Source organism: Varibaculum sp. GTC20041 (genome assembly GCF_055387755.1).
Map to the genome: position 1 here is coordinate 1,734,238 of NZ_AP041144.1, position 26,238 is coordinate 1,760,475.

The window sequence follows — 26,238 nt, forward strand, 5'->3', positions numbered from 1 at the left end:
GCGATCTAGTAGCAGGTGGCGTAGTTGCCGAGGAATTTCGGGTAGAGATCTTTCGTGGCGCTGCTTGCGGCGCGGATTTTGGAGTGTTCGCTCGTGATCTTGCTAAGCCGGTCGCCAAAATACTTGAGTGCCCACCTATATTCAGCAAAATTCGAATCATACTTGTATGCAGCAATACGACCAAGGATTGCACATATCCAGTCCGCGCATTGAACCGTTTGATAAAGATGACTCTCCACCTCCATCGGCGGCTCCACAAGTTTCGTAGCATCTTCACTGCTGAACATGAACGCTGCTGCGCCAGCGAAAACCTCCAGCCGCTCCTTCTCGCCCTGTTTATCGAGCACCATCAACAGATTCTCAGCATCAGGCAAATCCCAATTCACTCGTTGAATCAGCTGCTTCATCGTATGGTCGTAACGCTCAGCATTCGTCTCAGGGGCCTCAATCGGAGTACCGCGCAGTTTCTCCTGCCCATAAAACACCACGCGAGCATCCAACGATTTCAGCGTTTCTAAAACCCTGAAAATGAGGCGGCGAGTTTCCCGATACTTCTCGATATTCTTCGTGGTGAGCAGCGCTGAGCCTTTCTTTTCCCAATGCTCCACGCGCTTACCTGCCGAGATTACTTTCGCCTCAATTTCTTCACGTAGCCCACGCTCCTTAACGAAACGGAAAATACCAGATAGCTTGCGAATGTTCTGGGCTGGGATCACGAAACCGCCGAGTCCGAATACTGGGTGAGTCTTATAGGACGGGTCGAATCGACTCACGTATGCACCGTTATGCCCAAACTCATCGAAATACCCGACGTACACGTCACCTCCCGCTACGAACACGAAAGCCCGCGAAATCGCGGGCTTCGGAAGTGGAGCACCGAAATGCGTCCACAGGTAAATATACCAGAGCCCTGCCGTCAACAGCAATAGCGAAATACTACCGCTTCGAAACAGTCCGTTTTTCTTTTCTCCAACCCCGTCCGGTTTTGGGTCTTGCCATGGGCGTATTGCGCCATTGCAGGAAAACGAATTGTGGCGCGCCCGTCCGGATTGGGCTCCTGCCGTGGCTTATAGCGAGATCCACACAAGGTGGCTCTCTGTGAGTCCATGAAAGGAGCCAGGAATGGCTGCTGACCTTCAGATTTTTACCAATCCCGTGTTTGGGCAGATCCGCACCATCACCGTGGATGGCACCACCACGTTTGCTGGTAAAGACGTCGCCATCGCACTCGGCTACAAAGACCCGGTAAATGCGATCAAACTGCACTGCCGTGGGGTGGCAAAATACCACCCCATCGTCGATAGCCTCGGGCGCACCCAGCAAGCCCGCTTCATTACCGAGGGTGATGTTTATCGGCTGATTGTCTCCAGCCACCTGCCAGCGGCAGAGAAATTCGAAGCCTGGGTGTTTGATGAGGTGCTGCCATCGATCCGCCACCACGGCCTGTACGCGATCGATGAACTACTCGACAACGATGAACTGCTCGAACAAGCCCTCACGCATCTGCGTGCCGAACGCGCTAAACGTCTCGCTGCCGAGCAGGCTTTGCTCGAGGCAGCACCGAAGCTCTCCTACTACGATATCGTGCTGCAATCGCCGTCGTTGATGCCGATTACTGCTATCGCCAAGGACTACGGGCTGGGTGCGGAGAAACTCAACCGACTGTTAGCTGATGAACATATCCAGTTCAAACAGTCAGGCATCTGGTATCTGTACGCCGAGTATGCGAAATGCGGCTACACCCAATCCAAAACCCACCTGCTGGAAAGCGGCAAGACGGTGATGCACACGTATTGGACGCAGAAAGGCCGCCTGTTCATCTATGACCTGTTGAAAAACCGCTGCCACATCCTGCCGGTCATCGAACGACAAGCAGGTGAAACCAAATGAACACACTCCAAAATGACCGACCACTAATCAGTGATCTAACACCGTGGCGTAACTCCAAAGGCTACGCAGACCCGACTGCATATAGGGCGCTGCGGGCTCTGGAAATATCCGAATTCGGCCACCGTCCCTTGACCTATATTTGCTCGCCTTACTCCGGGGACGTTCAGATGAATGTGGAGTTGGCAAGGGATCTATCTGCCTATGCGGTGCGCTGCCGCCGCATCCCACTCGCACCCCACCTGCTGTTTCCACAGTTTATGGATGATACAGATCCGTGGGATCACGAGCTTGCCATGTTCTTTAATCGCGTGCTTCTTTCTAAGTGCGAGGCCATGTGGGTGTATACGCCGCGTGTTTCGCCGGGCATGAAAACTGAAATCTCCTGGGCTCACCAACTCGAACTCTCGATTACTTATTTTGACCACAATTTTGCGGAGGTGAACCTAGATGACTGACTTCATTTTGTGCACGACTAGTCTGGTGAGCGCGCAACGCAACCTCAAATACCCGAATCACCGGCACATAACCAATGCGGCTGATTTGAAGAATGCCGTGACACATGACCATGTGGCGGCCGAATATGAGGGCGATATCCGTTCTACCGACAAGTTCTTGCAATCCACGTGTGTGGTGATGGACATCGATAACGACCACTCCAATTCACCGGCTGATTGGGTCACCCCAGAATCCTTGGCGCTCATCTTCCCAGGCGTCGCTTTGGCGACCGCGACCTCGCGTAATCATTTAAAGCCGAAAGGTGAAAAGACCGCCAGGCCGCGCTTCCACGCCTACTTCCCAATCAAACCGGTTACTGACGCTGCAGTCTATACGGGAATCAAGAAGAAGCTCGCCTCCTACACCGGAATCTTTGACCGTAACGCTCTCGATGCCGCCAGATTTATTTATGGCAACCCCGCAACCGAGGTCACCTGGGTAGACGGTTCCCTATCCATCACCGATTTTCTCGATGCTGACGCGTTCGCCGCACTCGAAATGGCTACTGGTGAGATTCGGGAAGGCGCACGCAATGCGACCATGAGCGCTTTCGCTGGGCGAGTGATTGTGCGTTTTGGTAACACCGAGCAAGCACGCCAGCTTTTCGAGACGAAAGCACACACCTGCGTGCCACCCTTGCCCGATGCCGAGCTGGAGGCAATCTGGACCTCGGCATTGAAGTTTGGTGCAAAAGTAGCTGCGACACCGGGTTATATTCCACCAGAACGCTACGCCGAAATCCAAGGACTGCGTCCCACCGATTTCACCGATGTCGGTCAAGCCACCGTCCTGGCAGACGAATATGCACAAAAACTCGCATTCTCTGAGGCCACAGATTGGCTGGTGTATAACGGCTCGTTTTGGGAAGAAACCAGACCGGGCTCGCGCGCCATAGCCCAAGAACTCACCACGCGCCAGCTAGAGCAAGCCACAGACCTGTTGGAGAAAGCCCGTGAGGCGTGTGATTCCACTGGGGTCACTCAGTTGCTGTCGGCAATGAGCCTGACCAAAGCGAAAAACCTATTCACTAACGTGCAGTGGACCGCTTACGAGCAGCTTCAAGACGCACAAGCCTACGAGAAATACGTGCTCAAACGCAGGGATAGCAAGGCGATTACAGCGTCACTCAAGGAGGCAGCTCCGATGCTGCAAGTCACCCAAGCAGACCTTGACGCAGACCCCTTCGTCCTCAACGCCCCTGGTGGCACCATTGACCTCACCACCGGGCAAATTCACGAGCACGACTATGGGGATTTCATCACCAAGCAAACCACCGTTGACCCCACCGGTAAGGGCCAGGCTACCTGGTTGGCGGCGCTTGAGGTGTTCTTCCAAGGCGACCAAGAACTAATCGACTATGTGCAGCGAATCGTGGGGCTGACCGCGATCGGCAAAGTCTACGTCGAAGCCCTCATCATCGCCTACGGCGACGGCAGGAATGGCAAATCAACGTTTTGGAACACAATCGCTCGGGTGTTAGGCACATACGCGGGCAACATCTCCGCCGATGCTCTCACTGTGGGTGTGAAGCGGAATGTGAAGCCTGAGCTGGCAGAAGCCAAAGGCAAACGCCTGCTGATTGCAGCGGAGATGGAAGAAGGCATGAGGCTTTCAACCTCGAACGCGAAACAGCTTTCTTCCACTGACGAGATATATGCGGAAAAGAAGTTCAAGGCTCCGTTTGCTTATCAACCAACCCACACGCTCGTGCTCTACACCAACCATCTACCCAAGGTTGGTGCCATGGACGCAGGTATCTGGAGGCGGCTGATCGTGATCCCGTTCGAGGCAAAAATCGAAGGCAGCTCTGATGTCAAAAACTATGCAGAGTTCCTATTTCAGGATGCTGGCGGCGCGATTTTGCAGTGGATTGTGGACGGGGCCAGGAAGATTATCGCCGAGGACTACCACCTGACTCCACCGCCGCGAGTACAGGCCGCGATTGATTCGTATAAGTCATCGAATGATTGGCTGCAGCACTTTCTCGATGAGCGTTGCGATATAAACCCGGCTTTTGAGCAGAAGTCTGGTGACTTGTATGCCGACTATCGGGCTTTCGCGCTCTCGATTGGCGAGTACGCCAGATCCACTTCCGATTTCTACACCGCACTCGAACAAATGGGCTTCAACCGTCGCCGCACCAAGAGCGGGCGCTTCGTTGATGGCCTGCAGCTCAAGAGCGAATTCGACCTCTAACAGTGAGCGGGTGACGGTCAGTGCCAGTCGTGTACTAGTCCTTACATAGGAAGCAATTTTTTACTAGTTCTTTCTATAAAAGGTTATGTAGACGACCGTCATAGACCGTCACCACGTGAGCAGAAAGCTACGTGATGAAAGAACAACATTTAGAACAGCAGCTCGTGAAAACCGTGGAGGATTTGGGCGGGGTCTGCTGGAAACTAGTCAGCCCTGGAACTACTGGTGTACCTGACCGAATCGTGCTGTTACCTGATGGACATGTCGGCTTCGTGGAAGTCAAGGCACCCGGCGGCAACGTCCGCGCGATCCAAAAACACAGGCTCAGGCAGTTGAAGTACCTCGGCTTCACCGCACTCGTACTCAACAATCCTGACGAGGTTGAGGAGGTGTGTCATGCAATATCAGCCGCATGATTATCAGAAGCTAGCAACGGCTTTCATTGAGGAACACCCGGTTGCAGCACTGCTATTGGGTATGGGGCTTGGCAAGACCGTCATCACCCTGACAGCAATACAAGATCTCCTCTTCGACAGCTTTGAAATACACAAGGTGCTGGTTATTGCTCCGCTGCGCGTAGCGAGAGACACGTGGCCTGCTGAGCAGGCAAAGTGGAGCCACTTACGCCAGCTACGCCTGGCGGTGGCTGTCGGCACCGAACGTCAACGCCGAGGCGCGCTCAACTCTGGTGCAGATATCACAGTGATGAACCGGGAGAACGTTGACTGGCTTATTACCCGTAGTGGCATCAAGTGGCAGTGGGATATGGTCGTCATCGACGAACTCTCCTCATTCAAAAACCATCGCGCCAAACGCCATGCCGCGCTCATGAAGATCCGCCCACAACTCAAGCGCATCGTCGGGCTGACTGGCACACCGGCCAGCAATGGGTTGATGGATTTATGGGCGCAGTTCCGCCTGTTGGATTTGGGCGAACGGCTCGGGCGCTACATTTCCCGCTACCGCGACAAATGGTTCGACCCTGACAAGCGCAACGGGATGCAGGTGTTCACCTACAAGCCCAAACCTAGCGCTGAAGAGCAAATCTACCAGGCAATCTCGGATATCACGTTGTCGATGCGAACCAGCGACTACCTCACTCTCCCACCACTGACTGTCACGACCACCGAGGTGACCATGAACGGCAGGGAGCGCAAGGTGTATGACCGGTTAGCGGCAGAGATGGTAGTCGAGCTGGGCGATGAGGTGATTGACGCGGCCAATGCTGCCGTCCTGGCTGGCAAGCTCACCCAACTCGCGTCTGGTGCGATCTACACCGAAGCAGGCGACTCTATCGTGGTACACGGCCGCAAACTCGATGCCCTTGAAGACCTCATTGAAGCTGCGAATGGGAATCGCGTGCTTGTGGCGTATTGGTGGCAGCACGACCTGGCACGCATCCGGCAGCGCTTACCGCAAGCCAGACAGTTAAAAACTTCAGCGGATATTGAGGCTTGGAATGGCGGTGAGATCCCGCTGGGGTTGATTCACCCAGCGTCCGCTGGGCATGGGCTTAACCTCCAACAAGGCGGCTCAATCCTCATCTGGTATTCCCTCACCTGGAGCCTTGAGCTCTATCAGCAGACCAACGCCCGCCTGTATCGGCAAGGCCAGACCAAGCCGGTGACTATTACGCATATTGCGACCAAGGATTCGATTGATCAGCGGATCTTATCGGCACTCGAATCGAAGAACATGACCCAGTCGGCGCTCATCGACGCGGTAGCGCAGACCTTGAAAGGAGAAACCAAATGAGCGTTACGCATCAAGAAACCGACATCACCTGGCGCTACGTTGACCGCCGCGCCGCTGCTATCAACGCGCTGCGCGACTACGCTACTATGGAAACCATCATCGATAACACTCCCGATGACCTGAAAGCTATCGAAGCCGACCTGCCCGGTCTATCCTCCCCCGTCTTGGATGGCAGTCGCCGTGCGTTTAATCCCACCGCGGCCGAGGACAAAATCCTTAGACACTTGGAACGGATCGATAACCGCACCCGCAAATATCTGCAAGCCAAGGATTACATGGACTGGTTCAATCCCGCATGGCAAGCGCTCACCGATGAGGAGCGTGACGTGCTGGAGGTTTGCTTCCTTTCCGGGTACGAGTCCGCCACTGATGCGATTTATGAGGTGCAAGAGCGGCTAAACGTGGAACGCTCTACCGCCTACAACCGGCGCAAAACCGCCCTAGACCACCTCACCAGTCTCCTGTACGGACGCTAAGATGCTTGGACAAAACGCGGACGACATTCCCGTTTCGAGCCTGATATAGTGTAAATAGTTAGAAAAAGGTCAAAGCCCCGAACGGATACATTCCTTCGGGGCTTTACCATCACCACAGGAGATAACGGGAATGCCACGCAAACCCAAACGTCCCTGCTCAGCACCTGGCTGTCCCGAACTAACCCGCGAAAGGTTCTGCCAGCTTCACGCCAAAAAGGTAGATAAAAACTACCGCAAGTACCAGCGTGATCCAAAGATTAACCGCCGCTACGGCGGGCGCTGGCGTAAGATTCGCGCCACATATATCGCGCAGCATCCTTTGTGCGAAGACTGCCTGGACAAAGGAATGACCACCCCAGTGGCCGAAGTCCACCACGTCCTACCCTTAGACCATGGCGGCAGCCACGACTTTTCTAACCTGCGCAGCCTGTGCAAACCCTGCCACTCCAGGCAGAGCGCGTTAGACGGTGACAGATGGAGGCAAGCCCCTCAGGTCTACACCTACTAGATTTCTTGAAAACCGCAACACAACCATTGGCACTTCCCCACCCTAAAAATATTGACCTTGTTCCCACGCCAAGTTACGGGACAAGTCGAGGGTTCGGTTAGGGGTTGGGGGCCTCGAATCTCTACAGCTTTGGCGAAGGTCAGCGGGCGGGGCCAACCGTACGCAAAAAGACCGAATCAAACAGGGTATTAACCTAGCGCATATTTGAAGGCCGTTTTTTCTGGCCACCGCAGGTCAGATAGGAGGCCGATAGCCGTGGCAAAAGATGGAACTAATCGCGGTGGGCGCCGTGTGAGGGCTGGCGCGAAACCCGACCCGCTGAGTGAGAAACTCGCGAAAGGTCTGCCGGCTACTCGCCTGGAAGATCCGCTAGCGAGCCCTTTCGATTTCGAGGGCGCAGATGTTGGTGATGGCGCGGTGCTTGCTGGTGAGGTGATGCCGGAGCCTTCCGAGTATCTGTCGGAAGTTCAGCGCGATGGCAAACCGCTGGGTGCTGATTTGGTGTACCGGGAGACGTGGCGCTGGCTTGATGAGCGTGGTTGCACGAGGTTTGTTTCTAAGCGTCTGATTGAGGCCTACGCCCAGGCTTTCGCCCGGTATGTGCAGTGTGAGCAGGCGATCTCCAAGTTCGGTTTGCTCGGCAAGCACCCGACCACTGGGGCTGCTATCGCTTCCCCGTTTGTTGCGATGTCCCAGTCTTTTGGTAAGCAGGCGAATGTGTATTGGTATGAGATTTTTGAGATTGTGCGGGCTAACTGCACTAGTGACTATTCGGGTACGGCCCCGGGTGATGAGGTTATGGAGCAGTTGCTGAAAGCTCGGTCTTAGCAGGCAGCAAAAGCTTCCGTCGTTACCGTTGAGCGATTTTTGCTTGGTTATGATTTCTGGTTTTTCTTCGCGTCCCCGCCTTGGGGGCGCGTTCTTTGTTTCCTGTAGTTCCTCTCTATGAAAGGTGCGTATTATGTCTGTGGTTAAAACTGCTGAAGCAGTGTGTATCGGTCACCCCGATAAACTGTGCGATTTAATTGCTGATCAGATTCTCGACGACATCCTGTACGAGGACTCCAACGCCCGCGTCGCGGTAGAGGTCATGGCTACTGGGCGACGCATTATTGTCACTGGTGAAATCAGCACTAATGCTCGTGTGGACTTGCGTGATTGCGTACGAACTGCACTTACTGCAGCTGGCTATAAGCCGTGGAGATTTTTGGTGTACGTATGGGTGCGGCGTCAATCTAGCGATATTAACGACGGGGTGACCACATCTTTAGAGGCTCGCCATGGCGATGAGTCTGCTTATTGTCTTCAGGGTGCTGGTGATCAAGGCACGGTCTACGGTTATGCCTGCACTGATACTCCTGAGCGTTTACCGTTGCCTCTTGTTTTAGCCCACGAGATTTGTAAGCGGCTAGATGACGCGCGCAAGCAAGGAACCATCACTGAGATTTTCTCGGATGGTAAAGCACAAGTTTCGGTGCGCTACGACAACGCAGGAAAACCGCAAGCCGTAGAGACGGTGGTGGTTTCCGTCCAGCACGATGAACACAAGGATTTCGAGGTGTTGCGCCGTGAAATAACTTCGCTGATTATCGGTCCAGCATGTCAGCGGTATCTACCGGTAGGCCCGGACACGGTTGTGTTGGTGAACCCGTCCGGGCGGTTCGTGGAGGGCGGCCCTAAAGCTGACACTGGACTCACCGGTAGGAAGTTGATGGTTGATACCTATGGTGGGCTGGCCGGACATGGTGGTGGAGCGTTTTCCGGTAAGGATCCGTCGAAGGTTGACCGCTCGGGTGCTTATATGGCGCGTTTGATCGCGAAAACGATAGTGGATGCGCACCTAGCTGAAGAGTGCCAAGTGAGCATTTCTTATGCGATTGGTAAAGCCGACCCGGTCGCTTTTGCTATCGACACGCTCGGCACCGGTGAACATCCTGATGAACTAATTACGGCTGCTGCGCGCGATGTCTTTAGTCTTCGTCCGGCTGCGATCATCGACCAGTTACATCTCAAATCTCCCGGTTACGTGCGGTATTCGACGTATGGGCATTTCGGGGATTGCACACGCAAGTGGGAAGACACCTGGACTACTAGCCGTGAGCTTGTCAAGGCGGTGAAAAACCATGCACATCAAACAAATAGCGCTAACTGATCTCACCCCAGCTGACTACAACCCCCGCAAAGACCTACAACCCGGGGACGCGGACTACGAAAAGTTGAGGCGCTCCCTTACCGAGTTTGGGTATGTGGAGCCAGTCATCTGGAACAAAACCACCGGAAATATTGTAGGTGGGCATCAGCGTCTGAAAGTACTGGCTGATCTGGGATACGAAACGGTCGACTGCGTGGTCGTTGAGCTAGACGAAACCCGCGAAAAAGCGCTCAACGTTGCTCTAAACAAGATCAGTGGCGATTGGGATGATTCCAAACTCGCCCTACTTATAGCCGACCTGGATGCTTCCGATTTCGAGGTTGAACTCACCGGTTTCGACGAAGCCGAAATACAACAGTTGATAGGTTCTCTTGACGGCGACAGTATCGAGGATGATAACTTCGACCTGAACGCCGCCCTAGAAGCGGCAGCCTTTGTCGAAAAAGGCGATATCTGGAGGATTGGTAGGCACCGCCTAATGTGCGCGGACGCCACGAACCCGGCCGATGTCGAAACCTTGATGGACGGCAAACAGGCTAATCTGGTGGTCACAGACCCGCCTTACAACGTGGACTTCAAATCGAACAGCGGCCTGAAAATCGCAGGCGACAAACAAGACGCAGACACCTTCTACCAGTTCCTGCTGGCTGCATTCACCAACATGGCGGCATCCCTAGATAAGGGCGGGTCAGCCTATGTTTTCCATGCCGACACCGAAGGCCTCAACTTCCGTCGCGCTTTTCAAGATGCTGGCTTCTACCTGTCGGGGTGTTGTATTTGGGTCAAGGACTCCCTGGTACTTGGTCGTTCCCCATATCAGTGGCAGCACGAACCGGTGCTGTATGGGTGGAAGAAAGACGGCTCTCATGCTTGGTATGCCGACCGCAAACAAACCACGGTGTGGAATTTCGCCAAGCCCCGCAAAAACAGTGACCATCCGACTTCCAAGCCATTAGACCTGTTGGCTTATCCGATTCGTAACTCCACCCAAACCAACGCAATCATTCTCGACACTTTTGCTGGCTCTGGTTCCACGCTCATGGCTGCAGAAGCTATTGACCGCACTTGCTATTGCATGGAGCTAGATGAGAAATACGCTTCCGTGATTCTGCGCCGCTATGCCGAAGCAAGTGGAGACGCAGCAGGGATCACTTGTGAGCGCGGTGGCAAGCAGTATGCCTACCTGGATCTGGTGAAAGAGGTAGAGCGCCCCAAGCAGAAAGGCTAACTCGTGAGACAAACTTTAAGGCTTGGCTCGCTTTTTGATGGCTCGGGAGGTTTCCCACTAGCGGCAACCAAGGTTGGTATCGAACCTGTGTGGGCGAGCGAGATTGAGCCCTTCCCGATCCTGGTCACCACCACGCGTTTTCCGCAAATGCAACACCTGGGCGACATCTGCGATATTGACGGCAGTCAGCTAGAGCCGGTGGATGTGGTCACGTTTGGTTCTCCTTGCCAAGACCTGTCGGTGGCAGGTAAAAGGGCAGGTTTAGCTGGCGAGCGTTCGGGTTTATTTCTCCAAGCCGTCAGAGTCATCAAGGAAATGAGAAAGGCAAGTAGTGGACGGTATCCAAGATTCGCTGTTTGGGAAAACGTGCCCGGAGCTTTCTCCTCCAACAAAGGCAATGATTTCCATCAAGTCCTGCGCGAACTCATCAGCGTCACGGACGAGCAAGCAGCAGCTAACCTACCTCGAGCTGACAAATGGCAAAAAGCTGGAGCGATCGTGGCAGACCAGTGGAGTATTGCGTGGCGAGTATTGGACGCGCAATTTTTCGGCCTGCCCCAACGACGCAAACGGATCTTCCTTATCGCAGATTTTGCAAGCGGGCGTGCCGGACACATACTCTTTGAGCCCCCGAGCCTGCGCCGGAATACTCAGGCGGGCTGCGACCAGGGGCAAGCCGCTACCTCCAATCTTGCATCAAGCCCTCAAACAGCAAGCAGCAGAAATGGTGTAGCGCGCTCGTTCACGCTGCGGATGCGTGGCGGGAAACCTGGTGGCGGTAAAGGCCCGCTTATCCAAACTGATATTTCTGGCAGGCTTGGTTGTAATAACGATCAGAGGATTTTTGAGCCGATCGCTTATGGTTTCAACGCTATACATGCCAAGCGTAAAAACCGGACTGGCAGGTACGGCTACGAAACCGAGGTCGCAAAAACTTTAGATACGAGCGGTATCTGCCCGACCTGTAATCAGGGTGGGATCGCGATAGTCGACACGGTGGTTTCGGCATCAAAGAGTGATTTCTTTTGCAAAGGCAGCAACAACCTCACCGGGCCTCTACTTGCATCGGATTTTACTGATCCGCCTATTGTCACCGCGCCACAACCTAGCGGTTATAGGGTGCGCAGGCTTACGCCCACCGAGTGCGCCCGCCTACAAGGATTCCCTGACGATTGGACACGAGATTTAGCAATCAGCGACCCTACAGATTCACAGTTGGATTACTGGTGGCAAGTCTGGACCAGCTGGGCCAAGGCGCAAGGATTGAAAAAACCTAAAACCCGCAACCAAGTACGCTCCTGGCTCACCAATCCTGGAACCGACCGGGCGTTATACAAGCTGTGGGGAAACGGGATAGCTTTGCCGTGCGCCAAACTCGTGCTTTCCCAGATAGTGGCCGAGACCACTAAAACTCCTTGATTTTAAGGCGAAAATGACTGGATAAGCCCGCGAACCTATGGCTGTATGTACATGACCAAACAACCAGCAAGAAAGAGAGGGTTTGGTGATGATGGGACAGCTATATGTCGATCTAGAAGAAATCGAAAACCTCGGAGTGGACCTGACCGATATTGGTGCGGTGTGGGATGCAGCCGAAGACCACGGCTACGAGCACGTAGAAATGATTGTCTCCAATTTCCCGCACGACTTCATGTGCCTCATCCGCACTTGGCTGGGCGTTCAAAGCATCGAGTTTGATGGTGAGGAGGATGTGCAATGGTGAGCACCAAAAAGGCTGAAAACTACGGGCTCGTAGTCACCCTGCCCGTCACGCTTGATGAGGCTGAGCTGGCAAGGCTGCATGAACTTATCGCAGCCAAGAAAGACTTGATCGCTAAAGCGCTCGGCGCGAGCCAGCTCGACATCACCACCAGTAGTGAGGGGCTGAGTTTCCCGTGGTGGGATAAGCTCCCAGAGTTTGAGAAGATCACTGCCTACACCGAGTTTTTGACGAAGCTGATCACCTACGCCAAACGGATCCACCGCACCGTAAATCGCAGTACAAGCCAGGTAAGTAATGAGAAGTATGAGCTGCGCTCTCTGCTTTACCGCATCGGACTTTCTGGTAAAGAACATAAGGAAGTACGCAAGATTTTACTTGCACCATTAAGCGGTGATTCTGCGTGGAAAACCCCGCCACTAATAAACACTAGCCGAGAGATGTAAACCACTATTTATTAGGCAAAATAAACGGTGAAATGACTGGATAAGTAGCGAAGTCTATGGCTGTATATACATACCGAAACGGTACACAACAGAAAGGCACCAGCCATGAACACCAAAGAAGCTGAATGCAGCGTCGAGGAAGAAAACACTGAACGCCTTATCGGGCGTGCTAACCGGTTGGGATACACCGTCACCAGCATTGAGATTGAACCTGGTCGGGTTGCGATTTCTATTGTTCCTTCCCCTCTGTTCCCCTACACCCCGGAGCTTGACCGGGATTTTGAAACCGATCAATGGCGGGTGCAAACCACCGCCTACGGAGCGTTGAACCTAGACGACATCGAACAAGTCACCGAGGGATACGGACGGGCAGCAGCGATGGTGCGTGAACTTGAGCATGCTACACCGGGAAACGTTGTCAACTACCATCTGACTCGTTAAAACTAAACACAAAGGCAACCCCACCTGGCGTGGGGTTTGCCTTTATCGTGAAGCGTTATGACCTAGAGATGTACATCTCTAAGTTTTCTTGAAAATAGGCGGAAAATGACTGGATAAATAGGCGTGTCTATGGCTGTATATACATACCGAAACGGTACACAACAGAAAGGCACCAGCCATGAACAGCACAAAGGTCACCAGCGAAACCCTCCAGATGAGCGTTGATTCCTACGGGACGGTTCTTGCCTACGGAGGCTACACGCTAGCAAGTTTTGCTACCTGGACCAAGACTGAAGGATTTGGCAATAACGCCCAAATCTACCGGTTGATGGAAGAACCCGTCAGCGGGTTCGGGCCTAACTCGAGGGGCCGCGCAGAATGCGAACTCGAACTCATCGCTGAGTCAGACCATCTTTTCGCTGACGCCGGACATGCGATCGCCTGGGCGTTAGCTAATCTGCCCCAAGCCTAGCCCTACAAGGCGCGAGGGTACCTGTTATCGCTGGTAGTAACTGATTTTTTAACCAATAGAAGGTAACTGATTCGTATGCGTGAGCTAGCTGATTATCACCCGAGCCGGTTCATGGCTGAAAGCTCGCGCTATGACAAGCGCCGAGCCGATTTTGCGGTCGCGTTTATCGAAGCTTTAAAGCATACGAAAGGCCGGTGGGCAGGAAAACCTTTTAAGTTGATTGATTGGCAAGAACAAATCATTCGCGATCTTTTCGGGGTGGTAAAACCTGACGGGTTTCGCCAATTCACTACCGCTTACGTGGAGATCCCTAAAAAGCAAGGCAAATCTGAACTAGCCGCCGCTATCGCACTCTTGCTGTGTTGCGGCGATGGCGAGGAACGCGCTGAAGTTTATGGGTGTGCTGCTGATCGGCAACAAGCATCCATCGTGTTCGAAGTGGCAGCGGACATGGTGAGAATGTGTCCCCCACTAGCCAAGCGGGTAAAGATCCTTAGAAGCCAAAAACGTATCATCTACTCCCCCACTAATTCCTTCTACCAGGTACTATCGGCCGAGGCCTATTCCAAACACGGATTCAATATTTCCGGAGTGGTATTCGATGAGCTACACACCCAACCCAACCGGGCGCTCTTCGACGTGATGACCAAAGGCAGTGGGGATGCTCGCACCCAGCCGCTGTACTTCTTGATAACAACCGCCGGCACCGACACCCACAGCATCTGCTACGAGCAACACCAAAAAGCCCAAGACATTCTAGATGACAAAAAGCACGACCCCACCTTCTATCCAGTCATATATGGGGCGGGGCAAGATGATGATTGGACCGATGAAGCCGTGTGGCATAAATCCAACCCATCCTTGGACGTGACGGTGCCAATCCAGAAAGTTAGGGACGCTTGTAATAGTGCCAGGCAGAATCCGGCTGAAGAAAACACCTTCAGACAGTTGCGTTTGAACCAGTGGGTCAAACAGTCTGTGCGGTGGATGCCTATGAATACCTGGAACAAAAACGATGGCCCAGTCCACTTGGATGAGTTAGAAGGTCGTGTTTGTTACGGCGGGCTCGACCTGGCATCCACCACCGATATCACTGCGTTCGTGCTCGTCTTCCCACCCGACGGCGAGGATGACAAATACACGGTCGCGCCCTGGTTTTGGATTCCCGAAGACAACCTCAAACTCAGAGTTTCTAGGGATCACGTGCCCTACGACCTATGGCATCAGCAAGGCCACCTACTCACGACTGAGGGCAACGTGGTGCACTACGGGTATATCGAGAAGTTCATTGAGGATCTTGGCACCCGGTTTAATATCCGAGAAATCGCTTTCGACCGGTGGGGAGCTGTCCAAATGAGCCAAAACCTTGAGGATGCCGGGTTCACGGTGGTGCCGTTTGGGCAAGGATTCAAAGACATGTCCCCACCCTCCAAAGAACTCATGAAACTCGCCCTAGAAGGCAAGCTCGCCCATGGCGGACACCCGGTGCTGGCCTGGATGGTCGATAACATTCACGTGCGCACCGACCCAGCCGGGAATATCAAACCCGACAAACAAAAATCCACGGAAAAGATTGACGGAGTCGTCGCTACCATCATGGCCTTAGATCGGGCAATAAGATGCGGCAACACCTCAGAGGCGAGCTCAGTTTATGATTCGCGGGGACTATTGGTGCTATGAGATTTTGAATGAAACAAGCTGCCAATCTTGTTAGCTGTTACTGCTAGTAGCGAATAGATGGCTCCGTAGATGAGCGCGGATTCGTTGAAAAAGATAACCGTGGGCGCAATGAAAAACAGTATCGGCATCACTATCCATAAAGCAGTGAAGCCCTCCTTGACTGCGTCCCAGGCAGCTAGCGCAATAGTGGCGAGTGGAAATGCTATGAACAGCATCAAGATAAACAGCATCATGCCTGAATCAGGGGTGCTGAATAATCCGATGGCGGCTGTCGTGAGAGCAGGCAGTAAAAGATAGCAGGCGAAAAGTACGCCAAGTCGTGCCCAGGTGCCGCGTCTTTTCCACCTTTGCATGTACTCATTTTTTCATGAGCAGAAGGGAAAAACCATGGGTCTTAGAAACTGGCTACGCGGCAGGGTGAAACCAGTGGAGAATCACCAGCTGTCCACTAGCTACAGCTTTTTGTTTGGGCCGACGTCTGCTGGGCGTCCGGTGACCGAACGTAGCGCGATGCAGATGACTGCCGTGTATTCGTGTGTGCGGATTTTGGCTGAGGCGATAGCCGGACTCCCACTGCACGTCTACCGCTATAAGGACGGTGGCGGCAAGGAAAAAGCCCTCTACCACCCCTTATACCGGCTTCTTCATGATGAACCTAACCCCGAGATGACGAGCTTCGTGTTTAGAGAAACGCTCATGACGCATTTGTTGTTGTGGGGGAATGCGTTCGCTCAGGTAGTGCGTAACGGGTTAGGTGAAGTCATTGGACTGTATCCGCTGCAACCGAATCGGATGAGCGTAGGCAGGGATCTGGACAGCAAGGCTTTGTATTACGAATACCAAACCAGCTGGGACGAACCCGCAGGACAATACCAAACCATTCGTCTTACCCCTAACGATGTGCTTCATGTTCCAGGTCTTGGTTTTGATGGGTTGGTTGGTTATTCCCCGATCGCGATGGCAAAAAATGCTATCGGGCTCGCGCAGGCCACGGAAGATTACGGTGCTTCATTTTTTGCTAACGGGGCGGCTCCTGGCGGGGTGTTAGAGCATCCAGGCACGATCAAGGATCCTTCTCGGGTGCGCGAATCCTGGCAACAAACCTTCGGTGGCGCTCGTAACGGTAACAAAGTTGCGGTGCTTGAGGAGGGAATGAAATACACGCCGATCTCGGTAAGCCCGGAGCAGGCACAGTTTTTAGAAACACGGAAGTTTCAGGTGGGCGAAATCGCTCGCATCTTTCGTATCCCGCCCCATATGATCGGTGACCTCGAAAAATCCTCGTTTTCCAATATTGAACAACAGTCTTTAGAGTTTGTGAAGTACACGTTGGATCCGTGGGTGATCCGCTGGGAACAAGCCATCAGTAGAACCTTGCTCACCCCGAGGGAAAAGACCGAGCTGTTTGTGAAGTTCAACGTTGAAGGTCTGCTGCGCGGGGACTACCAGTCACGCATGGAGGGATACGCGGTAGCTCGCCAAAACGGGTGGATGAGCGCCAACGATATCCGCGAGTTAGAAAACCTTGACCGGATCGAGGCGGCCGATGGCGGGGATCTGTACCTGGTAAACGGGAATATGCTTCCGCTTCCTATGGCTGGGGCTTACAGCGACGCAGGCCGAGCGGTGCAAAGCCCGGGCTTTGATACCCGAGGCTAAGGAAGCTGCTGTAGAGAGGCGAAGCCGAACGAACATGCCGGCTCTCAACAAGCCGAAGAAGGCGATCCGGGTGATGAAGTGCCTGAAGAACCTAGAGAGAACCAAGTATTGAGGAGGAGAATGTGAAGCGTTTTTGGAACTGGTTAACCCCACAGGCAAGTGGCCCGAATAGTGATGGGGGTGAAAGGGTTTTGCGTATTAGCGGGGTTATCGCTGAGGAATCATGGCTAGATGATGACATAACTCCAGCGGTTTTTGCCTCGGAGTTAAGCGCGGGGTCTGGGCCGGTCACTATCTGGTTGAATTCGCCTGGCGGTGACGTAGTGGCAGCTGCTCGTATCTATAACATGCTGCTGGATTATCCCGGTAAAGTCACGGTGAATATTGATGGGATCGCGGCATCGGCGGCATCTGTGATTGCTATGGCGGCGTCCACGGTGGCTATGAGCCCGGTTTCGATGCTCATGATTCATAATCCCGCCACGCTTGCTATGGGTGATAAAACCGAGCTGTCGCGTGCCCTCGACATGCTCGAATCGGTCAAAGACTCGATTATCAACGCCTACCAGCTAAAAACTGGCTTGTCCCGGGCGAAGCTTTCCAAGCTCATGGACGCTGAGACGTGGATGGACGCAACAGCTGCTATCGACTTGGGGTTCGCAAATGAAATCCTCACCAGTAAACAGGGCTCTACTCCAGACAAAGACGACGAACCCACCAAGACAAATCCCGATAAGGGTGATGATCCTGGTGATGGCCAGGATGAAGAATCGGTGAGCAAGAAAGTACCGGGGCGAGCGAAAAATGAGCGCGGCGTGGTGTTTTCCAGAAAGGTTTCAGAGCAAAAACTTGTTGCCCAACTAGCTATGCACGGCAAAAGTGCTGCCCCTCCCGGGCCGCCGCCTCCTGTAAGTGAGCATCCTTGTGTAAAGCCCGCTGGCGCTTGTGGTCGGCGGGTTGTTGATTTATACGCCCATTTAACCAACCAACCCCATTAACTAAGAGAGGAAATATTCCATTATGACTACTGTTACTGATTTGTATACCCGGCGTGCCCAAACCTGGAATAAGGCTAAGAAGTTTCTAGATGAGCGGCGCGATAGCGAGACTGGCTGTCTAAACGCCGAAGATGACGCGGCCTACGCCAAAATGGAGGCCGAGATTGAGGCACTTAGCGGCGAGATTGCTCGATGTGAGCGAGCCGAACGCCTAGAAAACACTCTTGCCAAGGCGACCTGTAATCCCATCACTTCCGCTCCTGGAAGCGCCATGGGCGAAGACAGTAAGGTCAAGCCTGCCCGTGCTACCGCTTCCTATAAGCGGGCGTTTTGGGATGCGATGCGGCTTAACACCTCCCCCATGGAAGTAAGGAATGCGCTAAGCGAGGGGGTGGATTCTGAGGGCGGATACCTAGTACCTGACGAGTTCGAACGCACCCTAGTGCAGTCTTTAGCTGACCAAAACATCATGCGAAGCCTCGCCAAGGTTATTCAGACCACTAGCGGGGATCGTAAAATCCCTGTCGTGTCTACCCATGGCACCGCGACCTGGCTGGATGAGGGTAAACCATATAGCGAGTCCGATGAAGCCTTCACCCAAATCTCTCTGTCGGCGTTCAAGCTGGGCACGTTCCTCAAGATTTCTGAGGAGTTGCTCAATGATGCCGCGTTCAATGTTGAGCAGTACCTGGCTAGTGAGTTTGCTCGCCGTATCGGTGCGGCCGAAGAAGAAGCATTCCTTGTAGGCGACGGGCAGGGTAAACCCACCGGCATCTTCAACGCCACGGGTGGCGCCGAGGCTGGCGTCACCACTGCAAAGCCCACAGATATTAGCGCTGACGAGCTCATCGATCTGCACTATAGTTTGCGTGCCCCCTACCGGGCGCGCGCGGTGTGGCTGATGAACGATGCAACCGTCAAAACCGTACGCAAGCTCAAAGACGGTAACGGGCAGTACCTGTGGCAGCCAGCGATAACTGCCGGCACTCCCGACATGATCCTTGGCCGACCCGTCTACACCAGTGTTTTTGTCCCTGAGCTTAAAGCAGGGGCGCGCACAGTAGCGTTCGGTGACCTCGGTTTTTATTGGATTGCTGACCGGCAAGGCCGCTCCTTCAAACGCCTAAACGAGCTATTTGCAACCACCGGGCAGATCGGGTTCCTCGCCTCCCAACGCCTAGACGGCAAGCTCGTCTTACCCGAAGCGATCAAGGTTCTTACCCAAAAGACCGCGGGGTAAACCATAAAAATAGTTAGGAGGTGGCAGCCATGAAAACAGACGAACTCATGGCCTTAGTCAAGCAGAATCTGCTGGTCAACCATAGCGAGGATGATTCTTTGATTGCCTCGTTTGTTTTGGCTGCCATCTCCTATGCAACCGCTTACCAACATCTGCCCGAGGGCTACTACGACAAACAGCCGATGTCGGAGGCAACCCGGCAAGGCATTATTATGCTCGCCACCCATTTCTATGAGTCCAGAGATGGAGCAACCGCCGGGTTTTGGGCAGACAAAACCGATGCTGCCCGCGCCGTGTGGAACGCAGTAAACACCCTGCTACGCCTAGATCGGGACTGGAAAATCTAAAGAAAGACACCTCCATGGCAACGCTAGGAAAAATGAGCGAGCACATCGACCTAATACAACCTGTAGTGGTTAAGGACGCTGCCGGGTTCGCCACGACTGGTGATGAGGTTATTGCTTCGGTGCGCGCATATATGCAGGTGCGGCACGCTTCACCGGCTTGGGTCAACCGCGCCGCCTACACCAAAGCAGACCTGTTATTTAGGATCCGAGCAATACCCGGCATAAAAATAACCGAGGCGATGCAAATCAGCTCCGCACATGGCAGGTACGTTATTGATGCTGTCGAATACCTCGGCCGCTATATCGAGATTTTAGCTCACCGCACCGAAGCAGAAGGAGCACCCTGATGGCTAGAGTACAAATCAAGCTTCCCAACGATTTCATTGACGCACTCGACTCAGCCAGCAACATCCTTGATAACTCCGCTGAGCAAGTGCTTAAAGCCGGGGCTAACATAGTGGAGCCGCGTATGCGCTCTAACCTTTCTGCAGCAATCGACAGCTCAACGAAACAGCCCTCCCGCTCTACCGGTCAGCTCGCCAAAGCGCTAGGAACCGCGCCAGTAAAAGTCAATAGCCGCGGAGACTACAACGTCAAAGTCGGTTTCGCCGAGAACCGAGACGATGGTAGAGCTAACGCACTAATCGCTAACGTCCTCGAACACGGACGCTCCAACCAGCCCGCTAGACCCTTCCTAGCCCCCACGCGTTCACAAACCAGGCGAGCCGCAATCACCGCAATGAAACAAACCCTAGCCGCGCGAATCCAGCAGGTGAAACCATGAGCGGACTTTTAGAAAACCTAAGCCACATCGCTAAACAACTTGGGCTCGCCTATGCAGTCAGCTGCTACACCGATTCCCCAGCCCCAGACACGTATCTAGTCTTCACCCCGTTAACAGATTCTTTCGACATCTTCGCCGACAACACCCCCGGTATCGAAATAGAACAAGCCCGAATCAGCCTGTTCACAAAAACCAACTACCTGGCACTAAAAGACCAGATCACGAAAACTCTAATCAGCGCTCGCCTGGTTATCACAGGCAGGCGCTATATCGGATACGAGGACGATACCGGCTACCACCACTATTCAATCGATGTTTCGAGTTTTAGAGCCTGTCCTTAAGAGTTTGCAATGAGCAGGAAAGTCAAAAATCCGATGAACAAGATCTCCAGGACTAACCCGATGACGTTAATGACTTTTTCGCTCTTTTCAGGCCAGAATCTGGCTAGCAGAGCAAAAACTGCTAAGCCAGTAGCGGCTCCAGCAGTGTTCATTATGACATCGGTGATATCGCTGACCCCAATAGCGAAAACGTACTGAACGACCTCGAATGCCACGCTTGCTAAAAACGGTGGGAGCAATTGAATTAACCATGAGCGCCGTTTCAACAACATCATCATGTACAAGCCAAACGGGATGAAAACAAGGAAGTTGACCACGATCTCATCAAAGAAGATCGACCCGTAAAGATTCGCAGAATCTGCAAATGGGATCAGATTTAAGTAGCGCACATGCCACATGCCCAGCATGTCGTCAACGCTGGTGGCGAATTTGAACAGCACCATCCACAACAACAAGAGCAGATAAATCCCGAACACCGCATAGGTCAAGCATCGCGTTTTCTCTCTCATGCCCCAATTCTATCTCTCGATGACATCTAAAGACCCATGTCACGAAAATCACTACCCAAAAGGAGAAATACTCATGGCCACTATTGGTCTAGACAAGCTCTACTACGCGAGCATTAGCGAAGATCCCACCAGCGGTGAGGAAACCTATGCCGTTCCTAAACCGCTCGCTAAAGCGATATCTGCAGAATTGTCTGTGGAGGTGGCTGAGGCGATTTTGTATGCCGATGACGGGGCATCCGAGATTGTCAAGGAATTCAAATCTGGAACGCTTACTCTTGGGGTTGATGATCTCGGGGCAGAGGCTGCAGCTGCCTTAACTGGTGCGAGACTGGACGCGAACGGGGTACTTATCAGCACTTATGAGGATGGTGGCGCACCCGTGGCTATCGGTTTTAGAGCTGCACGCTCTAACGGGAAGTACCAGTATTTTTGGCTTTACCGCGTCAAATTTGCTCTGCCGGGAACCACGCTGGCGACCAAAGCTGATTCGATCACGTTCTCTACCCCGAGTATTGAGGGAACGATCCTGCGGCGTAACAAACCAGACGCTACCGGCAAGCACCCGTGGAAAGCCGAAGTCACCGAAGGAGCAACAGGCGTGAAAACTGAGACAATCTCCAGCTGGTACACCCAGGTGTATGAGCCTGCCGCTACAACCAGCATTAAACCGACAAACAACTAGAAATACAGGTAAGCCATGACAGCGAAAACCCAAACCAGCCCGGCCGATAGCCCCTCTTTAAAAAGCGCGACAATCACTATCGCAGGTCAAGAATACGAGCTCGTCCTCACTACCCGCGCTACCCGCCTGATAGCTCAACGTTACGGAGGGCTAGAACATTTAGGTCAAGCACTGGAAACTAGCGAAGATATGGATAAGTCACTCGGTGAGGTAATCTGGCTCATCGCCCTGCTCGCTAACCAGTCCGTACAAATACACAACCTCACCCATCCAGACGATAAGCGCCCAGAGCTGACCGAAGAAGCGGTCGAGTTACTAACTGTGCCTGCAGATTTAGCTGACTATCGAGAGGCTATCGCCCAGGCATTACAGCGCGGCACCCGGCGAGCAATCATGACCGAGACACCCAACCCAAAAGGGCAAACCAAGAAAAAGGACACCTAATAGATAGTGAAGAGGCAATCTTTACCCGCCTGACCTATATCGGGCTCGCCCACCTGGGACTGACCCAAGCAGAGATCGAACTGATGGTGTTCGGACAGCTACTGGACTTGGTGGATTGTTGGCTGATTGAGACCGGCCGGGCTGAAGCGAAACGCCAGTGGTTTATTGATGATGTGGTCCCAGAGGGTATTTAAGGGTTGCTTGTGGTAGGCTGGGTGATGAAGAAGGTGGGAACAAGGTCTCCCATCATGTCTTAGGAGAGTCTGGTGGACGTAGGCGCCGCTAGGCTCTTCTTTCATTATGCAGTGGCGGGTTTTCGTCTAAGTACTGCGCTGACCTGCGAGGTGCCGGTGAGCCATTGGGCAACTGTCGGGTTGATAGAAGTGACGAGATCAAACGCCTCTTGAATATGCGCGCGAACATCCATGTCCAGTAGCGGTTCTACGTGTGAGACCCGGTTACGCAAGCGATGCAGGTGCGCGACTCTCCAAAAGGTTAGTTGTCCGTCAGGGTCTTCGGCATTTGGGAAAGCGTTGCGCAGAGCCTCGTCCCATAGGCGCATCCGATTATGGTTTTCCCTGGTTTCAGGGTTGGCATCGGGCAGATGATTGGGCAACAGGTCACGCCACATGCCGAACATGATTTGCGCTAACACGTCATCATGACTGACTGGCTGATTGTAGCGGCGGTGGTCTGCAGGTCTGGCGGTCGCTTGCTTGTTTGCCCGCCGCAGTGCATCTTTACGTTTGGCCGCGCTAAGGCTTCTTAGCGGAGCGGCTGGCTCGTCGAGCAGCCAACTCGTGGCTCCTGGAAGGTTGGCTGTATTCCAGGTTTGTAGCCGCGCGTCGATGGCGTTGCGCAGTATTACTTCAGTGTTACCGAGCACGGCCTGAACACTAGCGGTGAGTTCGCCGTGCCATTGATAAAGCTGAAGCGCCCTCTTCTGGTTACCCGCACACCGCTCAAGATAAGGCGCCATTCGGGCATCAGACAACGCATCAACCACTTGCCCGCGCCAATCAGTACTCACCAACTCATTTTCCCACAACCGACCACCCCTTGGCCAACCTATGCAAAAGGACACCACACATGGCTGATAGCTCTTTTGGTTTGAAGATTGGCCTGGAGGGTGAGCGGGAGTTTAAGCGCGCGATCACGGATATTAATCGTGAAATGCGGGTTTTGGGATCTGAGATGAAGCTGGCTGCGTCAGCCTTTGATAAGAACGAGGTCTCGGTTTCGTCTTTGACGGCCAAAAATCAGGTGCTGGCCAAGGAGATTGAGGCGCAGCGCTCCAAAGTCGAAACTCTCAAGGCTGCGTTGGATAATGCTGCGGCTTCGTTTGGTGACAACGATTCTCGTACGAAGAATTGGCAGATTCAGCTCAATAACGCCCAGGCGACTTTGAATGGTCTTGAGGGCGAGCTTAAAGAGAATAATTCTGCTCTTTCCAAGTTTGCCGATGAGGCTGACGGTGCGGGTGATGATGCGAAAACTGCAGCTAAGGACACCGGACACCTAGAAAATGCTGTAGACGAGCTGGGCTCTCAGATGGACGGTACCAGTTCGAAGACCCGCATTTTTGGTGACGTGCTTAAAGCCAGCCTGGCAGCGGAAGCTGTTGTTGGTGGGGTGAAAGCTATCGGGCACGCCATCGCGGGTATCGCTAAAGGCTTCGGCTCAGCGATGAAGGATGGCTTGGACTATAACGCCCGGATGGAGCAATACACCACCTCGTTTACCACGATGCTGGGTGATCAAGCCAAGGCTCAGAAACTGGTTAATAACCTCAAGTTGGAAGCGGCTCGTACTCCGTTTGGGATGGAGGATCTAGCCAAGGCCACCCAAACGTTGATGGGGTTCGGCATGAGCGCTGAAGAATCCCAGGTACGCCTCAAACAGTTAGGTGATATCAGCCAGGGGGATGCTGGAAAGTTCGAATCCCTCACGTTGGCGTTTGCGCAAATGAGCTCTACTGGCAAGCTGACTGGTCAGGATTTGAACCAGATGATTAACGCGGGGTTCAACCCTTTAGAGGAGATTTCCCGTAAGACCGGTAAAAGTATTGGTGAGCTTAAAGAAGAAATGGCTAAGGGCGCGATCAGTGCGGATATGGTTGCGGATGCGTTTGCTAGTGCCACAAGTGAGGGTGGCCGGTTTTATGGGGCGATGGATGCCCAATCCAAAACCTTCTCTGGCCAACTCGCTACGCTAAAAGACGGGGTCGATAACCTTAAAGGCCTACTTGCTGGAGGTTTGACCACGGCTTTGGCTGGCACGGTGATGCCGATGGTTAATGGTTGGGTCGATGAACTCACCGGCGCGTTCGAGACCGGGGGCGCACCGGCCTTTATCGACACCCTCGGAGAAATCTTGCAAGAGGCTCTGGAGTTTATTTCTAGCCAGCTCCCGCAAGTGGTGGATACCGGGATGAGTATCCTCACCTCTTTGTTGGAGGGCATTATCGCTGTTCTGCCTTCCTTGGCGGAAACTGCCGTGACGTTGATTGTGGCATTGGTGGAAGCAATTATTGAGGCGCTACCTTCGCTTCTTGAAGCGGCGGTGCAGATCATCGCCACACTCGTTTCGGGTATTGGTGAGGCGTTGCCGGAGCTGATCCCGGCGGCGGTAGAAATGCTGATGACCATGATCCAGGGGCTCATCGATAATTTGCCCCTTATTTTGGATGCAGCCCTGCAGTTAATTATTGGTCTTGCCCAGGGTTTGATTGCGGCTATCCCGGTGCTTGTTGAGGCTTTGCCGGAGTTGATTGGTGCGATTATTTCTTTCGTAATCGGAGCCGTCCCCCAGATTATCGAAGCTGGTATCGAGCTGTTAACCGCGCTGGTTGGTGCCTTGCCTGAAATTATTACCGTTATCACCGGGGCTTTACCGTTGATTATTACCGCTATCCTTGGCGCGATCATCCAGGCAATCCCCCAGTTGATTAACGCGGGCGTGCAACTATTGACGGCTCTTATAGGGGCGTTACCAACTATTATTAACGCGATTGTGGCGGCTTTACCTCAAATCATCTGCGCCATATTGTCTGCTATTGGTGGGGCTATCCCTCTTCTTGTACAAGCTGGCATCCAACTATTAACCAGCCTCATTCGGGCTTTACCGACCATTATCGGCACTATAGTTTCAGCTATCCCGAGGATTATTTACGGCATTGTTAGAGCAGTGATGGGCGGGGTCGGACAGATGATCTCAGCTGGAGCATCCCTGGTTTCTGGGTTATGGCAGGGTATTCAGTCACTAGCGGGCTGGTTGTGGAACCGGGTCGCTAACTGGGTGTCTTCAATCTGGAATGGGATTCTCGGGTTTTTCGGTATCCATTCTCCTTCTAAGCAAATGGCGTGGGTTGGCGACATGCTAGTTGCTGGTCTAGCCGGAGCAATAACCACGCGCGGCCATAAGGCTGTAGATGCGGCAGCGAACATGGCAAAAGACACCATGGATGCTATGGGCGAGTTAACTAACGGGGTTAACGTACCTATCAAGGTCAGTAAGGATTTGTCTTTGCCAAACACCGATCTGACCCCTGCCCTAGCCGGCCAAATATCGCATACTGAAAAGGAAACTGAACCTGGCAGCGTTGATGTTCAAGGGGTAGCAGATGCTACAGCTGCCCGGATTCTTAAGGGTTTGGATATCAAGGTTGTTTTAAGTGATGGGACGCTGGTCGGCAAACTCGCACCCAAAATTGATCAGCAACTATCACGGCTATCTCGGCGAGCCAATCTTTTAGCTGCGGGGGTGTAAATCAATG

30 protein-coding genes are annotated in these 26,238 nt (G+C 53.3%); 26 read left to right on the plus strand and 4 right to left on the minus strand.

Translation table 11 applies throughout. The features are described from left to right. Window positions 1-5 precede the first annotated feature (5 nt). Window positions 6-926 (minus strand): DUF3800 domain-containing protein, encoded by a 921-nt coding sequence (locus ACZ5BI_RS07455; RefSeq protein WP_464896045.1) that lies wholly within the window; start codon window positions 924-926, stop codon window positions 6-8. A 196-nt stretch (window positions 927-1,122) separates the two neighbouring features. Between ACZ5BI_RS07455 and ACZ5BI_RS07460 the strand changes: the two genes are divergently transcribed. The 16 genes from ACZ5BI_RS07460 to ACZ5BI_RS07535 all read left to right on the plus strand — a co-directional run bounded on the left by ACZ5BI_RS07460 (window position 1,123) and on the right by ACZ5BI_RS07535 (window position 15,459). After that, a complete protein-coding gene (locus ACZ5BI_RS07460; protein WP_464896046.1) occupies window positions 1,123-1,890 on the plus strand; it encodes a phage antirepressor in 768 nt (255 codons plus the stop codon). Then, window positions 1,887-2,345: a DUF7768 domain-containing protein gene (locus ACZ5BI_RS07465; protein WP_464896047.1), complete on the plus strand. Its 459-nt coding sequence runs from the start codon at window positions 1,887-1,889 to the stop codon at window positions 2,343-2,345. Before ACZ5BI_RS07460 ends, ACZ5BI_RS07465 begins: the two co-directional genes overlap by 4 nt. Continuing rightward, window positions 2,338-4,581, plus strand: a complete 2,244-nt coding sequence (locus ACZ5BI_RS07470) for a phage/plasmid primase, P4 family (RefSeq protein ID WP_464896048.1) — start codon at window positions 2,338-2,340, stop codon at window positions 4,579-4,581. Before ACZ5BI_RS07465 ends, ACZ5BI_RS07470 begins: the two co-directional genes overlap by 8 nt. 134 nt (window positions 4,582-4,715) lie before the next feature. Continuing rightward, window positions 4,716-4,997, plus strand: coding sequence for a VRR-NUC domain-containing protein (locus ACZ5BI_RS07475; RefSeq protein ID WP_284906378.1), 282 nt, complete (start codon window positions 4,716-4,718; stop codon window positions 4,995-4,997). Beyond that, window positions 4,978-6,336: an SNF2-related protein gene (locus ACZ5BI_RS07480; RefSeq protein WP_464896049.1), complete on the plus strand. Its 1,359-nt coding sequence runs from the start codon at window positions 4,978-4,980 to the stop codon at window positions 6,334-6,336. Before ACZ5BI_RS07475 ends, ACZ5BI_RS07480 begins: the two co-directional genes overlap by 20 nt. Beyond that, on the plus strand, window positions 6,333-6,812 hold the full coding sequence (locus ACZ5BI_RS07485; RefSeq protein WP_464896050.1) for a hypothetical protein: 480 nt from the start codon (window positions 6,333-6,335) through the stop codon (window positions 6,810-6,812). The genes ACZ5BI_RS07480 and ACZ5BI_RS07485 overlap by 4 nt, the downstream gene beginning before the upstream one ends. Before the next feature lie 130 nt (window positions 6,813-6,942). Next, on the plus strand, window positions 6,943-7,320 hold the full coding sequence (locus tag ACZ5BI_RS07490) for an HNH endonuclease (RefSeq protein ID WP_464896051.1): 378 nt from the start codon (window positions 6,943-6,945) through the stop codon (window positions 7,318-7,320). 255 nt (window positions 7,321-7,575) lie between these two features. Further along, a complete protein-coding gene (locus ACZ5BI_RS07495) occupies window positions 7,576-8,148 on the plus strand; it encodes a P27 family phage terminase small subunit (protein WP_464896052.1) in 573 nt (190 codons plus the stop codon). A 133-nt stretch (window positions 8,149-8,281) separates the two neighbouring features. Further along, entirely contained in the window at window positions 8,282-9,472 is a 1,191-nt protein-coding gene (gene metK, locus ACZ5BI_RS07500; RefSeq protein WP_464896053.1) for a methionine adenosyltransferase, read from the plus strand. Further along, window positions 9,444-10,700, plus strand: a complete 1,257-nt coding sequence (locus tag ACZ5BI_RS07505) for a site-specific DNA-methyltransferase (protein WP_464896054.1) — start codon at window positions 9,444-9,446, stop codon at window positions 10,698-10,700. Before metK ends, ACZ5BI_RS07505 begins: the two co-directional genes overlap by 29 nt. 3 nt (window positions 10,701-10,703) lie before the next feature. Then, window positions 10,704-12,119: a DNA cytosine methyltransferase gene (locus ACZ5BI_RS07510; protein WP_464896055.1), complete on the plus strand. Its 1,416-nt coding sequence runs from the start codon at window positions 10,704-10,706 to the stop codon at window positions 12,117-12,119. An 88-nt stretch (window positions 12,120-12,207) separates the two neighbouring features. After that, window positions 12,208-12,423 carry a hypothetical protein gene (locus ACZ5BI_RS07515; RefSeq protein ID WP_464896056.1) on the plus strand — a complete coding sequence of 72 codons (216 nt, stop codon included), beginning with the start codon at window positions 12,208-12,210 and terminating at the stop codon, window positions 12,421-12,423. After that, a complete protein-coding gene (locus tag ACZ5BI_RS07520; RefSeq protein WP_464896057.1) occupies window positions 12,417-12,866 on the plus strand; it encodes a virulence protein in 450 nt (149 codons plus the stop codon). Before ACZ5BI_RS07515 ends, ACZ5BI_RS07520 begins: the two co-directional genes overlap by 7 nt. 105 nt (window positions 12,867-12,971) lie before the next feature. Then, the gene (locus ACZ5BI_RS07525; protein ID WP_464896058.1) at window positions 12,972-13,307 is read left to right on the plus strand and encodes a hypothetical protein; all 336 of its coding nucleotides are present in this window, start codon (window positions 12,972-12,974) and stop codon (window positions 13,305-13,307) included. 178 nt (window positions 13,308-13,485) lie between these two features. After that, window positions 13,486-13,779 carry an Nmad4 family putative nucleotide modification protein gene (locus ACZ5BI_RS07530; protein WP_464896059.1) on the plus strand — a complete coding sequence of 98 codons (294 nt, stop codon included), beginning with the start codon at window positions 13,486-13,488 and terminating at the stop codon, window positions 13,777-13,779. Between the two features lie 75 nt (window positions 13,780-13,854). Beyond that, on the plus strand, window positions 13,855-15,459 hold the full coding sequence (locus tag ACZ5BI_RS07535) for a terminase large subunit (protein ID WP_464896060.1): 1,605 nt from the start codon (window positions 13,855-13,857) through the stop codon (window positions 15,457-15,459). Here the strand turns inward: ACZ5BI_RS07535 and ACZ5BI_RS07540 are convergent. After that, window positions 15,429-15,812 carry a hypothetical protein gene (locus ACZ5BI_RS07540; protein WP_464896061.1) on the minus strand — a complete coding sequence of 128 codons (384 nt, stop codon included), beginning with the start codon at window positions 15,810-15,812 and terminating at the stop codon, window positions 15,429-15,431. The genes ACZ5BI_RS07535 and ACZ5BI_RS07540 overlap by 31 nt on opposite strands. A gap of 34 nt (window positions 15,813-15,846) precedes the next feature. Between ACZ5BI_RS07540 and ACZ5BI_RS07545 the strand changes: the two genes are divergently transcribed. The 7 genes from ACZ5BI_RS07545 (at window position 15,847) to ACZ5BI_RS07575 (ending at window position 20,828) form a co-directional block, all read left to right on the plus strand. Next, complete coding sequence (locus ACZ5BI_RS07545) at window positions 15,847-17,118, plus strand: phage portal protein (RefSeq protein WP_464896062.1); 1,272 nt, start codon at window positions 15,847-15,849, stop codon at window positions 17,116-17,118. A 122-nt stretch (window positions 17,119-17,240) separates the two neighbouring features. Continuing rightward, on the plus strand, window positions 17,241-18,116 hold the full coding sequence (locus ACZ5BI_RS07550) for a head maturation protease, ClpP-related (RefSeq protein WP_464896063.1): 876 nt from the start codon (window positions 17,241-17,243) through the stop codon (window positions 18,114-18,116). A gap of 22 nt (window positions 18,117-18,138) precedes the next feature. Further along, window positions 18,139-19,356, plus strand: a complete 1,218-nt coding sequence (locus ACZ5BI_RS07555; protein WP_464896064.1) for a phage major capsid protein — start codon at window positions 18,139-18,141, stop codon at window positions 19,354-19,356. Between the two features lie 29 nt (window positions 19,357-19,385). After that, on the plus strand, window positions 19,386-19,703 hold the full coding sequence (locus tag ACZ5BI_RS07560; RefSeq protein WP_464896065.1) for a head-tail connector protein: 318 nt from the start codon (window positions 19,386-19,388) through the stop codon (window positions 19,701-19,703). A 14-nt stretch (window positions 19,704-19,717) separates the two neighbouring features. After that, window positions 19,718-20,050 (plus strand): phage head completion protein, encoded by a 333-nt coding sequence (locus ACZ5BI_RS07565; RefSeq protein ID WP_464896066.1) that lies wholly within the window; start codon window positions 19,718-19,720, stop codon window positions 20,048-20,050. Further along, complete coding sequence (locus ACZ5BI_RS07570) at window positions 20,050-20,487, plus strand: HK97-gp10 family putative phage morphogenesis protein (protein WP_464896067.1); 438 nt, start codon at window positions 20,050-20,052, stop codon at window positions 20,485-20,487. Before ACZ5BI_RS07565 ends, ACZ5BI_RS07570 begins: the two co-directional genes overlap by 1 nt. Beyond that, complete coding sequence (locus ACZ5BI_RS07575; protein ID WP_464896068.1) at window positions 20,484-20,828, plus strand: hypothetical protein; 345 nt, start codon at window positions 20,484-20,486, stop codon at window positions 20,826-20,828. The genes ACZ5BI_RS07570 and ACZ5BI_RS07575 overlap by 4 nt, the downstream gene beginning before the upstream one ends. Here the strand turns inward: ACZ5BI_RS07575 and ACZ5BI_RS07580 are convergent. Beyond that, window positions 20,825-21,337 (minus strand): VanZ family protein, encoded by a 513-nt coding sequence (locus ACZ5BI_RS07580; protein WP_464896069.1) that lies wholly within the window; start codon window positions 21,335-21,337, stop codon window positions 20,825-20,827. The genes ACZ5BI_RS07575 and ACZ5BI_RS07580 overlap by 4 nt on opposite strands. A 73-nt stretch (window positions 21,338-21,410) precedes the next feature. On the opposite strand from ACZ5BI_RS07580, the gene ACZ5BI_RS07585 reads away from it, so the two are divergent. After that, window positions 21,411-22,019 (plus strand): major tail protein, encoded by a 609-nt coding sequence (locus tag ACZ5BI_RS07585; RefSeq protein WP_464896070.1) that lies wholly within the window; start codon window positions 21,411-21,413, stop codon window positions 22,017-22,019. Window positions 22,020-22,034: 15 nt separating this feature from the next. Then, on the plus strand, window positions 22,035-22,463 hold the full coding sequence (locus ACZ5BI_RS07590; protein ID WP_464896071.1) for a polysaccharide deacetylase family protein: 429 nt from the start codon (window positions 22,035-22,037) through the stop codon (window positions 22,461-22,463). Window positions 22,464-22,761: 298 nt separating this feature from the next. On the opposite strand, the gene ACZ5BI_RS07595 is transcribed toward ACZ5BI_RS07590, so the two are convergent. Then, on the minus strand, window positions 22,762-23,493 hold the full coding sequence (locus tag ACZ5BI_RS07595) for a hypothetical protein (protein ID WP_464896072.1): 732 nt from the start codon (window positions 23,491-23,493) through the stop codon (window positions 22,762-22,764). Between the two features lie 59 nt (window positions 23,494-23,552). Here ACZ5BI_RS07595 and ACZ5BI_RS07600 point away from each other — a divergent pair, with 59 nt between their 5' ends. Continuing rightward, entirely contained in the window at window positions 23,553-26,231 is a 2,679-nt protein-coding gene (locus ACZ5BI_RS07600; protein WP_464896073.1) for a phage tail protein, read from the plus strand. The last annotated feature ends 7 nt before the right edge of the window (window positions 26,232-26,238 follow it).